Here is a 12646-nt window from a genome sequence, read left to right as displayed (position 1 = left end):
CGTCGCCGGGGGTCCCCGGAGTGGGCAGAGTCACGGTCGCGGAAACACGGCGAGCCGTGCGTGCCCGTATTGCCACGGGCACGCACGGCTCGCCGCCGACTCTGGCTTACGACACCAGGCCGCGCCTGAATCCGTGGGCGACCGCCTGAGCACGGTCACGGACACCCAGCTTGCGGAACAACCGCCTGGCATGGGTCTTCACGGTGTCTTCGGACAGGTACAGCTCACGGCCGATCTGTCCGTTGCTCTTGCCCTGGCTCATGCCGCGAAGAACCTGCAGTTCGCGGTCGGTGAGCTGGACGCCCGGGTCGGAAGGCTGCCGCGGGGCGGGCACCGACGTGCTGGCGAGCGTGTGGGCAAGGGCGGCCACAAGCTCCGGACGCGAGGCGTCCCAGCGGAGGTATCCGCGGGCGCCACCCGCGATGGCGGCGGCGATGCTTCCCGCGTCGTCAGGCGCGCCGAAGACGATGACGTTGGCCTGCGGGTTCGCGGAGACGAGGCGTCGCGTTGCTTCCACACCGGTGGGCACGGCGCGCTGGGTACCGACGAGGACAACGTCCACCGGTTGCCTAGAGAAGCGGGCGAGCAACTCGTCACCGTGCGCTACGCAGTCGATGCGACTGACCCCTGGTACAGCGGACATGACACGGGTCAAACCCTCCCGCACGCTGCGTCGGTCATCGCAGATCAAGACCGTCGTCACGGGGACTCCTTCCTGCAGCCGAGTGACGTTCCAATTCCCCTATCGGACGCTGCGCGCCGAACCTTGACACGATCCGGTGGTAAATCTGTCAATAAATCCGCCGGATGCCCGCCTCGGCGCGTTCACCTAATCGGACCAACTCGAGAACAGCCAGGTCGGAACCCATGGCGACGCCATCGCGAGGCTCCGCGCGGTCGGGTCGCAGTTTCGTAACACACAGTGCAGGACGTGCGCTGCCGTGCGCCGGTGCGCCCGCGCCTCCTCCGGGTCGATGTCGGCGAGCACCATGGCGCAGGGCCAGACGAGCGGCAGCAGCCCGTGCCGGGTGGCGTCCGCGAGCGCGTCGAAGATCAGGACGCGAGCCCGTTCGCGATCTCCGACGGCGGCCAGGGCGGCCCCCAGGACGAGCGCTGACTTGACCTGGTGGCGGACCGATCCGGAGTTCGCCGCGGCGGCCGCGGCTGCCTCGGCGGGCGCCACAGCGGCCCCCGCGAACCCGGCGCCGAGCTCCGTTTCCGCCGCCACCCAGCCCCGCCGGATCTCCGTGCGCCAGCCCCCGTCCCCCAAGGTGGACTCGATTCCGAACAGGCGCCGAGCCTGCGCCGTGCGGCCCAGGCCGATGGCGTCCGCGGCGAGGCCGAGGAGGACGTCGGAGCGCGCCGCGCGAACGTCCGCGCCGGGCGGTCCGGGCAGGTGGGGATGATCACCGTCGATGCCTCGGGGCCCGATCAGGTTCGCCTGGGCGAGCCGGTTCAGACCCGCCGCGTCGAACGACCGGGCGAGGGCGTGTCCACCTACCTGGCGAAGATGCGACGCGCGGGTCGCGGCGGCCAGCGCGGCGATCACCGGATCCGGGCTGGAGATCAACCTCCGCAGCAGGTCAGCGGCTCGGGCGTACTGACCTCGGCCACCGAGAGCGACCGCCGTCAGCCAGCCGTCGAACGGCTCGCGCGGCGGTTCCGGCGTTGACGCGATCGGGTTTTCACCGAATGCGGCGGTCCACCGGGCCGCCCGATCGGGGTCACTCACCTGGACGAGTCTGCCTCGCCGAGCACCACGGATTCGATCCGGTCCACCGCGCCCGCGAGATCGTCGAGGTGCTCGACCCGGCCCGCCATGTCGGTGTCGAACCATCCAGGCCCGCACGCGAAGATCCGCATGTGCTGCCTCGTGCGCGGAATCTGCTCGATCACGTCCGCGCCGCCGTTCGCCGCGACCTGAGCCCAGAGCGCCACGGCGGCCGGGGCGGTGCGCCGGACGGCGGCGGCGAGGGACGCGGCGGGCAGCGCGGCGCCCAGCATGCGGGTGCCGAGGCCCCGGCGGGCCAGCGCGGCGCGCAGGACGTAGAGGGGCAGCGAGTGCCGTTCGCCGGGCGCGCAGCAGAGCAGGATCGGCCGGGTGTTGCGCGGCGCGGGCACCAGTGGGGTGGCCCGGATCATGGCGGCCAGCACGCATTCGTCGACGAGGTGTTCGAGCTCCACGCAGTCCCCCGCGTGCACCCAGCGGTTGGACACGGCGGACAGGACGGGACGGATCATCGAGTCCCAGGTGGCGGCCACGCCGTAGTCGACGATCGCCTCGGCGATCATCACCTGCATCGACTCGTCGTCCATCGCCAGCGCCGCCCGGCCCAGCCCACGCGGGTCCGGCGACCCCTGTGACCTGCTCTGAGTGGCGATGTCCGAGAGCCAGTCGCCGTCCTGGTCGGCCGGGGCGGCGGGCTCGACCGTGCGCTCCGGCTGGGTGCGGCCCGCGACTGTCTCCGCGGAGACCCGGCGGGCGTAGTCGGCGGCCTCGGAGGGTGCCGCCCCCTTGAGCAGGGCCCGCTGCATCAGCTCCAGGCGGGCTATGTCGGACGGGGCGTAACGGCGGTGGCTGCCCGTCGTGTGCCCGCTCGGACCGACCCCGTAGCGGCGGTCCCAGGTGCGCAGGGTCGACGGCGCGATGCCGAGCCTGCGGGCCACGGCGGCGACGGAGAGGGTCGGTTCGCCGGATTCGTCGGCCTCGTCGGCCTCGTCGGCCTCGTCGGTCTCGTCGGTCTCGTCGGCCTCGCTGTCAGCCGGCGGCCCACTGTCCGTGGAACCGCTCGGTGTCGCCTGCTCGGATTTGGTCACCACAGCACCATCGTCGGGTGACGCCGAGTGTCCGGCAACTGGATACATGACCACGCTGCGTCGACTGGGTGATGCCGATCGGCTGAATCGCGGTACGAATGAGTCGATCACCCTTGAACAAGTATTGACGCGGTTCTAGCGTGTAAGCCGCTGCACCGAATGGAGTATTGACTCCCTTCCCACAGACATGGAGGCGGCCATCATGGCGGACACTCGCAGGCTCCCCGGTCCGAACGCCGATGTGTGGGACTGGCAGCTCGACGGCTCGTGCAGAGGCATGGACAGCGCGTTCTTCTTCCATCCGGATGGGGAGCGCGGACCCGCCCGCGCGCGTCGCGAGTCCAAGGCCAAGGCGATCTGCCAGGCATGCCCGGTCCTGTCCCTCTGCCGGACCCACGCGCTCGCCGTGCACGAGCCCTACGGGATCTGGGGCGGGCTTTCGGAGTCCGAGCGGGAGGCGATCATCAAAACCGAGAAACGCACCCTGGCCGTCGCCAACTAGCGCACACGCGTAAGGCCCGTTCGCCGAGGCGAACGGGCCTTACGTGTGCGGGAAAACTCAGTGGCCGTGACCATGGCCGTGGCCATGTCCCTGACCGGCGGGCTCTTCCGCCTTCTTCTCCACGACGGAGACCTCGGTGGTCAGCACCATCCGGGCGATCGACGCCGCGTTGGCCACCGCGGAGCGGGTGACCTTCACCGGGTCGACAACGCCGTCGGCGAGCAGGTCGCCGTAGGTCAGCTTGGCCGCGTTGAAGCCCTGGCCCCACGGCAGCTCGGCGACCTTGTTGACGACGACCGCGCCTTCCTGGCCGCCGTTCGTGGCGATCCAGAACAGCGGCGCGGCGAGCGCCTCGCGGACGATCGCGACACCGGTCGCCTCGTCGCCGGTGAGGCCGAGGTTGCCCTCGAGCTCCTTGGCGACGTGCACCAGCGCGGAACCGCCGCCGGGGACGATGCCCTCTTCGACAGCCGCCTTGGTGGCCGCGACCGCGTCCTCGATGCGGTGCTTGCGCTCCGACAGCTCGGTCTCGGTCGGTGCGCCGACCTTGATGACCGCGACGCCGCCGGAGAGCTTCGCGAGCCGCTCCTGCAGCTTCTCGCGGTCCCAGTCGGAGTCGGAGGCCTCGATCTCCTTGCGGAGCTGCTCGGCCCGACCGGCGATGTCGGCCTTGGAGCCGCCACCCTCGACCAGCGTGGTCTCGTCCTTGGTGATCACGACGCGGCGGGCGGTGCCCAGCGAGTCGAGGGTCGCCTCGGACAGCTTGAGGCCGACCTCGGCGGCGATGACCTGGCCGCCGGTGACGACGGCGAGGTCGTCGAGGAACGCCTTGCGGCGGTCGCCGAAGAACGGCGCCTTGACCGCGACGGCCTTGATCGTCTTGCGCAGGGCGTTGACGACCAGCGTCGACAGTGCCTCACCCTCGACGTCCTCGGCGACGATCAGGACGGACTTGCCGGACTCGGCGACCTTCTCCAGGATCGGGAGCAGGTCGGCGAGCGCCGAGATCTTGTCGCGGTGCAGCAGGACGTAGCAGTCCTCCAGCACGGCTTCCTGCGACTCCAAGTCCGTGGCGAAGTGCGCCGACACGTACCCCTTGTCGAACTGGACGCCCTCGGTGATGACGAGCTCGGTGGCCAGCGTGGAGGACTCCTCCACGGTGATCACACCGTCCTCGCCGACCTTCTCGATGGCCTCGCCGAGCAGCGCGCCAATCGACGCGTCGCGCGAGGCGACGGTGCCGACCTGGGCGATGTTGTCGCGGCCCTTGACCGGCGTGGCCTTCGCGAGCAGCGAGGCGACAACGGCGTCCGAGGCGGCCTGGATGCCCCGGCCGATGCTGGTCGGGTTGGCGCCCGCGGCCACGTTGCGCAGGCCGACGCGCACGAGCGCCTGGGCCAGCACGGTGGCGGTGGTGGTGCCGTCGCCTGCGACATCGTTGGTCTTGGTGGCGACGTTCTTGGCGAGCTGCGCGCCCAGGTTCTCGAACGAGTCTTCCAACTCGATCTCGCGGGCGATGGTGACACCGTCGTTGGTGACCGTCGGCCCACCGAACTTCTTGGCGAGCACGACGTGCCGCCCACGCGGGCCGAGGGTGACCTTGACCGCGTCGGCGAGCTTGTTCACCCCGCGCTCAAGGGCCCGACGAGCGTCCTCGTCGAAACTGATCTGCTTGGGCATTGATTACCTCTCGATATACGCGGGCACTCGAATGAAGAACGCCCCGGTGCCCCGAACGGGGCCGCCGGGGCGTTCGACTAGGTCAGCCGGGTGTCTAGTTGACGACAGCCAGCACGTCGCGAGCGGAGAGGATGAGGTACTCCTCGCCGTTGTACTTGACCTCGGTGCCGCCGTACTTGGAGTAGATGACGACGTCGCCGACAGCCACGTCCACGGGGACGCGGTTGCCCTTGTCGTCGATCCGGCCCGGACCCACAGCCAGGACCTTGCCCTCCTGGGGCTTCTCCTTGGCGGTGTCCGGGATGACCAGACCAGACGCGGTCGTGGCCTCGGCTTCGCTCGCCTGGACAACAATCTTGTCCTCGAGCGGCTTGATGTTGACGCTCACCGCTGTGACCTCCACGGGTCGTCGAAAGCGTTGGCAGGTTCCTATGACTGACGGCTCCTGCCACCCCGCCGTCGCGGGAGCCGGGGCGTCTGGTGCCGTACATTTGGCACTCTACCCACGCGACTGCTAACCGTGCAACGCACCCCTCGTGTGGTGTGGGTCAACGGCCTAAACCCGTGGCGGGCGACCGCCGTGTTGTGGGTCAATCCGCGGATGATTCGGGAAGCGGACGAGGGCGACTTCGAGCGGCTGCGGGAGATCGAGGTCCTCGCGGGCGAGGTGTTCCGGACGGTCGGGATGGGCTTCATCGCCGACATGCCGCCGCCACCCGTGGAGGTGCTCGCGGAGTTCGCCGAGGCCGGGCGGTGCTGGGTGGTCGTCGAGGACGGGGTCGTCGGTGGGTATCTGCTCGCCGAGGTGGTCGACGGGTGTGCGCACGTCGCGCAGGTGAGTGTTGATCCGCGGTTTCGGGGGCGGCGGCTTGGGGCGCGGCTGATCGACCACCTGGACCAGTGGGCGCGCGAGCGAGGGCTGGCGGGGCTGACCCTGACGACCTACCGGGACCTGCCGTGGAACGGGGTCTACTACGCGAAGATCGGGTTTGAGGTCGTGGAGCCGACGCCGGGGTTGGCCGTGTTGGTGGCGCGTGAGGCCGGGCTCGGGCTCGATCCGGCGCTTCGGGTGTGTATGCGGCGGTGAGCGGTTCGGGCGGAAGTGCTCGCACGGAAGCACTTCCGCCCGGTGCACCGGACCGAATGGTTGATGGGATGGGACCGCCCGTGCGCGGGACGCCCCCGACTCCCCCAGGAAGCCGGGCGCTGACAACAAAAAAACCGCCATTCCAGACTGCGGACGGCGGCTCCTCACGATCAGGTGATCATGGGGAACCCCGGCGGCGGGCGCACTCCAGCGGCCTGTCGGCTTCGGACTTGCTGTGCACGGTCACCTCCGGGTTTCGTTGCTGTCGAACGGAACTATGTCCGACAGCAGCCTCCGGAAGCAACGCGATTTAGACCGAGATCGTCGAGACCGGCAGGGCCGGGTTCGCTGAGAGGTCCAAAGAGGACGGCTGGACGCCCGCCGCCACGAGGTGGGCGCCGAGGGCGGCCATCATCGCGCCGTTGTCGGTGCACAGGCGGGGGCGGGGGACGCGCAGCTCGATGCCCGCGGCGGCGCAGCGTTCGGCGGCCAGGACCTTGAGCCGGGAGTTCGCGGCGACGCCACCGGAGATGACCATGGTGCCGATACCGAGATCCGTGGCGGCGCGCACGGCCTTCGCGGTCAGGACGTCGGCGACGGCTTCCTGGAAGGACGCGCAGACGTCGTCGACCGGGATTTCCTCGCCGTCGCGCTCACGGGCCTCGACCCAGCGAGCGACGGAGGTCTTCAACCCCGAGAAGGAGAAGTCGTACTTCGCGTCGCGGGGGCCGGTGAGGCCGCGGGGGAAGGCGATCGCCTTGGGGTTGCCGCGTTGGGCGGCCTTGTCGATGGGCGGGCCGCCGGGGTACGGCAGGCCGATGACCCTGGCGACCTTGTCGTAGGCCTCGCCCGCGGCGTCGTCGATGGTCGAGCCGATCTCGGTGATCTTGCCGGACAGGTCGTCCACCCGCAGGAGCTGGCTGTGGCCGCCGGAGACCAGCAGGGCCAGGCACGGCGAGGGCAGCGGACCGTGGTCGAGCGTGTCGGCGGCGACGTGGCCTGCGAGGTGGTTGGCGCCGTAGAGGGGCACGCCCAGCGACATCGCGTACGCCTTGGCGGCCGAGACGCCCACCAGCAGGGCGCCGGAGAGCCCGGGGCCGCAGGTGACCGTGATCGCGTCCACATCGGACAGACCAAGACCCGCGACCTCGAACGCGCGGCGCATGGTCGGGACCATCGCCTCCAGGTGCGCGCGGCTGGCGATCTCCGGCACCACGCCACCGAACCGGACGTGCTGGTCGACGCTGGACGCGACCTCGTCGGCGAGCAGCTCGATGCCGCCGTCGCGGTCGAGGCGGACGATGCCGACGCCCGTCTCGTCGCAGGAGCTCTCGATGCCCAGGATGATCGTCACGTGGTCTCCTCCACGGGGACTCCGGCGTTCTCGGGCCGCGCCATGGTGAAGGCGTCGGCGCCCGAGGGCTGGTAGTAGCGGCGGCGCAGGCCGATGGTGGCGAAGCCGTGCTTCTCGTAGAGCGCGATGGCGGACTTGTTGTCCGTGCGCACTTCGAGGAACACGGCGGCGGACTCCTCGTCGGCCCGGTCGAGCAGGGCACGCAGCAGCAGCTCGCCGATACCCTGGCGCTGGAAGGCCGGGTCGACGCCGAGGGTGTGCACGCTGGCTTCCATGTCGCCGGGCGCGCCCGCCAGGGACAGTCCGGCGTAGCCGACGAATTTGTCGTCGATGTAGGCGCCGAGGTAGTAGTGGCCCCAATCCAGCTCCGAGGCGAACGCGGACTCGCTCCACGGGTCTTCGCCGGAGAACAGGATCTTCTCCAGTTCGGCGCAGCGGCGCAGGTCCTCGCGCCGCAGCGGTTCGAGGCGCACGGTCACCTCGGGCTCACCCGCTTGCGCGCGCCGGGCTCGACCGCGTCGGGCCTGCGCAGGTAGAGCGGGGTGAGCGGGCCAGGGTCGGCGGCGAAGTCGGCGGCGGCGACCAGGCCGAGCGGGCTCGGGTGGTCCGGGTCGACGACGGGCAGGCCCAGGATCTCGGCGTAGAGCTTGGCGCCGTAGCCGGCGGCGCGGACCACGCCGAGTTCGGCGATTCGCTCGGCGAGTTCGGCGGGCGGGGTGACGGCGGGCTCGGTGATCCGGGCACCGTCGTAGGCGGCCCAGTAGACCTCGCGGCGGCGCGCGTCGGTGACCACCAGCAGCGGCTCCCCGGGGGCGTCCGCGGCGATTGCGTCGAGCGAGCAGACCGGGTAGACGGGGCGGTCGAGGCTGTGGCCGAGGGCGGCGGCGGTGACCATGCCCGCGCGCAGACCGGTGAACGGGCCCGGGCCGATGCCACAGACGATCGCGTCGAGGTCGGCGAGTGTTCGTCCGGCCGCGGCGAGGGCGTCGCGCACGTGCGGGGTGAGCAGTTCCCCGTGGGCCTTGGCGTCGACCGTGACGCACTCGGACAGCACGCGGGGGCGTCCGTCGGTCAGTTCGACGACACCGGCGGTGACCGCGGGCGTGGCGGTGTCCACAGCGAGTACCAGCACGGTTGTCAAGGGTACGAGGCGTGCCTTCGGGCACGTGGGGCGCGGTCGCAAACGCTTGCGGGGGTGATCGCCATAACTCCCTGTGAGCACTCGGCGGCACTAGAGTTGGCCTCGTGCTGCTGCCCACCCTGGCTGTTCCGGACGAGCGTGAAGCGCTCCGATTCGGGTCCGACGTCCTCACCCACGCCGAACTCGCCGCGGCGGCCAAGGCGGTCGCGGCCCAGGTGGGCGAGGCCCGCCGGGTCGCCGTGTGGGCCACCCCGACCTTGGAGACCTGCGTCGCAGTCGTCGGCGTCCTGCTCGCGGGGGCGGCGGTGGTGCCGATCAACCCGAGGATCGGCGAGCGGGAGCTGGCCCACATCCTGGGCGACAGCTCACCCGACCTGGTGATCGGCGGCCCCGATGGGGTGACGGTCGACGTGTCGGCCCGCCTCGACGGGCCGCTGCCTGCCGAGGCCGACCCGGAGTCGCCGGCGTTCGTCGTCTACACGTCGGGCACCACCGGGCCGCCGAAGGGCGTGCTGCTGCCCCGCCGGGCCATCGCGTCGAATCTGGACGCGCTCGCCGAGGCGTGGGAGTGGACGGCGGCGGACACGGTGGTGCACGCGCTGCCGCTGTTCCATGTGCACGGCTTGATCCTCGGGGTGCTCGGCCCCCTGCGGCTTGGCGGCGCGGTGCACCACATCGGCAAGTTCGACACGCACGCGATCGCGGCGGCCCTGTCCGGCTCGGCGACGGTCATGTTCGGCGTCCCGACGATGTATCACCGGCTCGCCGCGGACTGCGAGGCCGACGCCGACCTGGCCGCGGCCGTCGGGCGGGCGCGGCTGCTGGTATCCGGTTCGGCGGCGCTGCCCGCGACGGACCACGCGCGGATCACGAAGGCCACGGGTCAGGAGGTCGTCGAGCGCTATGGGATGACCGAGACCCTGATGAACTGCGCCGTGCGCGCGTCCGGGGACCGGCGGCCCGGTTTCGTGGGCCCAGCGGTCGACGGGGTGGACGTGCGGCTGGTCGACTCCGGCGCCTTGGTGCCCGACGGCGAGATCGGCGAGATCGAGGTGCGCGGGCCGAACCTGTTCCTGGGCTACCTGAACCGCCCGGACGCGACGGCGGAAGCGTTGCGGGACGGGTGGTTCCGGACCGGGGACATGGCGGTGCGGTCGGCGGACGGGTATGTGCGGATCGTCGGGCGGCGGGCCACGGACCTGATCAAGAGCGGCGGCTACAAGATCGGCGCGGGCGAGATCGAGAACGCGCTTCTGGAACACCCGGGAGTCGCGGAGGTCGCGGTGACGGGTGAGCCGGACGAGGACTTGGGCGAGCGGATCGTGGCCTGGGTGGTGCCTTCGGGTGAGCCGCCGTCAGTCCAGGAACTGGCCGACCACGTGGCCGCGCTGCTGTCACCGCACAAGCGCCCACGGGTCGTGCACTATCTGGACGCGTTGCCGCGCAACGAAATGGGCAAGGTCACCAAGCGAGCCCTGCATGCCTGACGAGGGATCGCGGCACCTGATCGCCGCCATCACCACCGACTTCACCGAGTTCCCCACGAAAGCACTGGCGCCTGGAGACGGACCGCTGGGATGGGCTGGGTACGGGGAAGCACGGGAACGGGCTTCGCGGGCATCAGGTGAGACCGAGTCCGTGGTGTGCGGCGAAGGGCGCGTGGGCGGCATCGCGGCCGTGCTTATCGTGTTCGACTTTCGGTTTCTTGGTGGATCGGTCGGGAGTGAGACCGGGGATCGGATCGAGTACGCGTTCACTCGGGCCCGGGAGATTCGTGCGCCGCTGGTCTCGCTGATCGCCACCGGTGGCAGTCGGATGCATGAGGGAATGCTTTCCCTGCACCAACTTCAGCGAGTGGCGCGGCAGTCGGCGCTGTTGCGTCAGGCCGGGGTTCCGCAGATCTCGGTGCTCCGCGACCCGACGACGGGCGGGCTCTGGGCTTCGCTCGGGGCGGGTGCGGATGTGGTGATCGGGGTCGAGGCGGCACAGGTCGGGTTCGCCGGACGGCGGGTGCGGCCGGTCGCTGATGACCCTGCCTACACCGCTGAGGGACAGCTTGCCAACGGGCATGTCGACGAGGTCTGCGCCCTTGACGACGTCGGTTCTGTTTTGGCCGACTGGTTGCTGCTGCTGAGTTCTGGGACGCCTGAGCCTGCCGAGGTGCCGAGGGCGCTTGGGTCGACTGAGCCTGCTTCCGATGCTTGGTCGGCGGTTCAGCGCACTCGGTCGGCGGCCCGGCCGCACGCCGAGACCTATTTGGACGAGTACTTCGATCTGCGGCGCTCGATTTCCGGGGATCGGGCGGGCGGTGTGGATTCTGGGATGTTGTGCGGGATCGGGATGCGGGGGCGGCATTCCGTCGCCTATGCCGCACAGACTGGGACCGCTACCACGCCTGCCGGGTTTCGGACAGCGGCTCGGCTGGTTCGGTTGGCCGAGCGGTTGGGCATCTCGGTGCTGACCTTGGTCGACACACCCGGGGCGGCGAATGACGCCGCTGCTGAGCGGGCGGGAGTCGGGCCTGCTATCGCGGAGTTGTTCGCGACGGTGGCGGCGGCTCGGGTGCCGGTGACGACGTTGGTCATCGGGGAAGGTGGGTCTGGTGGGGCATTGGCGCTGGCTGCGCCGGATCGGACTTGGATTACGCCCGATGCCTACTTCTCCGTGATCGCCCCGGAGCTGTGTGCTGCGATTTTGAAGCGGTCGCCTGAGGAGGTTCCGGCTACCGCTGAGCAGTTGCGGTTGCGGCCGGTGGATCTTGTTGAGCTTGGGGTGGTTCGGGGGATCGCGGACTAGAGGTTTCGGTAGATCTCACGGCGGTGACCGAGATCGACGACCAAGACCACGAGTCGACCATCGTCGACGGTGTACACCACACGGTAGTCGCCGACACGGACGCGATACGCGCCGCTCAAGCCCTGAAGGGCGATTGCGCCATGTGGGCGAGGATCGTCGCCCAGTTTGACGATCGCGGTCTGCAGCCGACGGCGAATCGGCTTGTCGAGCTTTGCGAGCGCTCGGATCGCCTCTCGGGCGATCTCGATCCGATACGTCACCGGTCGAGGTCCCCGGCTTCCAGCAGCGCCACAGCCTCATCCCACGGAACGGTCGTCTCACCCTTGGCCAGCACATCCGCGGCACGCTGCGACCAGTACGCGTCCTCAAGCTCTTCGAGTCGTTCCGCGACATCGGCGGGCACGACCGCGCCGACCCGCCTGCCGTACCTGGTCAGATAGACGACATCGCCATCGCGGACATACGTCTCCAGCAGCTCAGGAAGCTGAGCGCGTGCGTCGGTCACGCTTACTTCATGATCCCGGGCAGCCGTCATGTATCAAATGTACATGTTGTACGTCTTGCTGACTAGCTCCAGCTGTCGAGGATCTTCGGGAGGTCCGACAGGCGGTGCAGGATGGCGTCCGGTTCGACGTCCACCGGGACCTGCTGGTCCGCCGGAATGTCGCTGTGCGGGATCAAGATCGCCTTCATCCCCGCCGATTTCGCGCCGTTGATGTCGTCGTGGGGGCGATCGCCTACGTAGACGCAGTCCGCCGGGTCGTCGATGCCGATGGCGTGCATGGCGGCCTCGAAGGACTTCGGGTGCGGCTTGGTGTATTCGAGGTCGCTGCTCCACACGCACGCGTCGAAGAGGTGGCGGACGTTGTCGCGGATCAGGATCTCTTCGTGCCAGGTGCCGGGCCAGGACGTGGACGACAGGACGCCGGTGCGCAGGCCGCGCGCGCGGAGTTCAGTCATCAAAGGAGTGACCTCGGGGTCGGTGTACGTGGCCTGGTCCCAGAAAGCCCGGTACGCCGCCCAGGCCGCCTCATGCTCCGGCACGCCCACCTCGGTCAGCACGTGGCTCAGCGAGAACGCCGTGGCCTCCGCGCGGCAGCGCGTCCAGGCCGCGTTGTCGGCGGTGAGGAGGGCCTCGGCGATGGCCTTGGCCTGTTCCGGGTCGTCGGCGTGGACGATGTCGGCGTAGATCTGCCAGCCTGCGCGCATGTCCATGGTCACCCAAGGGGTGAGGGTGCCGCCCCAGTCGAAGATCACCGCTCGCATGCG

Annotated in this window: 15 protein-coding genes; 4 read left to right on the top strand and 11 right to left on the bottom strand. The window is 70.0% G+C overall.

The window, feature by feature from the left end:
* Positions 1-106: 106 nt before the first annotated feature.
* The 3 genes from ACUZ2Y_RS23450 to ACUZ2Y_RS23440 all read right to left on the bottom strand — a co-directional run bounded on the left by ACUZ2Y_RS23450 (position 107) and on the right by ACUZ2Y_RS23440 (position 2817).
* The gene (locus ACUZ2Y_RS23450) at positions 107-703 is read right to left on the bottom strand and encodes a response regulator transcription factor (protein WP_018682728.1); all 597 of its coding nucleotides are present in this window, start codon (positions 701-703) and stop codon (positions 107-109) included.
* A gap of 126 nt (positions 704-829) precedes the next feature.
* Entirely contained in the window at positions 830-1732 is a 903-nt protein-coding gene (locus ACUZ2Y_RS23445) for a hypothetical protein (protein WP_476322339.1), read from the bottom strand.
* A complete protein-coding gene (locus ACUZ2Y_RS23440; protein WP_476322336.1) occupies positions 1729-2817 on the bottom strand; it encodes a MerR family transcriptional regulator in 1089 nt (362 codons plus the stop codon). Before ACUZ2Y_RS23440 ends, ACUZ2Y_RS23445 begins: the two co-directional genes overlap by 4 nt.
* 202 nt (positions 2818-3019) lie before the next feature.
* Here ACUZ2Y_RS23440 and ACUZ2Y_RS23435 point away from each other — a divergent pair, with 202 nt between their 5' ends.
* Positions 3020-3319, top strand: a complete 300-nt coding sequence (locus ACUZ2Y_RS23435; protein ID WP_091384209.1) for a WhiB family transcriptional regulator — start codon at positions 3020-3022, stop codon at positions 3317-3319.
* Positions 3320-3376: 57 nt separating this feature from the next.
* Here ACUZ2Y_RS23435 and groL read toward each other — a convergent pair whose 3' ends face one another.
* A complete protein-coding gene (groL, locus tag ACUZ2Y_RS23430; RefSeq protein WP_476322332.1) occupies positions 3377-4999 on the bottom strand; it encodes a chaperonin GroEL in 1623 nt (540 codons plus the stop codon).
* 94 nt (positions 5000-5093) lie between these two features.
* Positions 5094-5387 (bottom strand): co-chaperone GroES, encoded by a 294-nt coding sequence (groES, locus tag ACUZ2Y_RS23425; protein WP_091384212.1) that lies wholly within the window; start codon positions 5385-5387, stop codon positions 5094-5096.
* A 213-nt stretch (positions 5388-5600) separates the two neighbouring features.
* Between groES and ACUZ2Y_RS23420 the strand changes: the two genes are divergently transcribed.
* Complete coding sequence (locus ACUZ2Y_RS23420) at positions 5601-6086, top strand: GNAT family N-acetyltransferase (RefSeq protein WP_476322327.1); 486 nt, start codon at positions 5601-5603, stop codon at positions 6084-6086.
* Positions 6087-6396: 310 nt separating this feature from the next.
* Here the strand turns inward: ACUZ2Y_RS23420 and tsaD are convergent, their stop codons facing one another.
* The 3 genes from tsaD to tsaB are packed head-to-tail and all read right to left on the bottom strand — an operon-like array spanning position 6397 to position 8572.
* Positions 6397-7440, bottom strand: coding sequence for a tRNA (adenosine(37)-N6)-threonylcarbamoyltransferase complex transferase subunit TsaD (gene tsaD, locus ACUZ2Y_RS23415; protein ID WP_476322324.1), 1044 nt, complete (start codon positions 7438-7440; stop codon positions 6397-6399).
* A complete protein-coding gene (gene rimI, locus ACUZ2Y_RS23410) occupies positions 7437-7913 on the bottom strand; it encodes a ribosomal protein S18-alanine N-acetyltransferase (protein ID WP_476332030.1) in 477 nt (158 codons plus the stop codon). The genes tsaD and rimI overlap by 4 nt, the downstream gene beginning before the upstream one ends.
* A gap of 2 nt (positions 7914-7915) precedes the next feature.
* Positions 7916-8572: a tRNA (adenosine(37)-N6)-threonylcarbamoyltransferase complex dimerization subunit type 1 TsaB gene (gene tsaB / locus ACUZ2Y_RS23405; RefSeq protein ID WP_476322321.1), complete on the bottom strand. Its 657-nt coding sequence runs from the start codon at positions 8570-8572 to the stop codon at positions 7916-7918.
* A 116-nt stretch (positions 8573-8688) separates the two neighbouring features.
* Here tsaB and ACUZ2Y_RS23400 point away from each other — a divergent pair, with 116 nt between their 5' ends.
* On the top strand, positions 8689-10068 hold the full coding sequence (locus ACUZ2Y_RS23400) for an acyl-CoA synthetase (protein WP_476332028.1): 1380 nt from the start codon (positions 8689-8691) through the stop codon (positions 10066-10068).
* On the top strand, positions 10061-11377 hold the full coding sequence (locus ACUZ2Y_RS23395) for a carboxyl transferase domain-containing protein (RefSeq protein WP_476322318.1): 1317 nt from the start codon (positions 10061-10063) through the stop codon (positions 11375-11377). The genes ACUZ2Y_RS23400 and ACUZ2Y_RS23395 overlap by 8 nt, the downstream gene beginning before the upstream one ends.
* Here the strand turns inward: ACUZ2Y_RS23395 and ACUZ2Y_RS23390 are convergent.
* The 3 genes from ACUZ2Y_RS23390 to ACUZ2Y_RS23380 all read right to left on the bottom strand — a co-directional run bounded on the left by ACUZ2Y_RS23390 (position 11374) and on the right by ACUZ2Y_RS23380 (position 12643).
* Entirely contained in the window at positions 11374-11637 is a 264-nt protein-coding gene (locus ACUZ2Y_RS23390; protein WP_476322315.1) for a type II toxin-antitoxin system RelE family toxin, read from the bottom strand. The genes ACUZ2Y_RS23395 and ACUZ2Y_RS23390 overlap by 4 nt on opposite strands.
* On the bottom strand, positions 11634-11882 hold the full coding sequence (locus tag ACUZ2Y_RS23385; protein WP_476322312.1) for a type II toxin-antitoxin system prevent-host-death family antitoxin: 249 nt from the start codon (positions 11880-11882) through the stop codon (positions 11634-11636). Before ACUZ2Y_RS23385 ends, ACUZ2Y_RS23390 begins: the two co-directional genes overlap by 4 nt.
* A gap of 62 nt (positions 11883-11944) precedes the next feature.
* Positions 11945-12643: an HAD family hydrolase gene (locus ACUZ2Y_RS23380; protein ID WP_476322309.1), complete on the bottom strand. Its 699-nt coding sequence runs from the start codon at positions 12641-12643 to the stop codon at positions 11945-11947.
* Positions 12644-12646: the final 3 nt, after the last annotated feature.

It is taken from the genome of Actinokineospora sp. UV203 (genome assembly GCF_056323665.1).
This window is presented reverse-complemented; position numbering and strand designations above follow the sequence as displayed.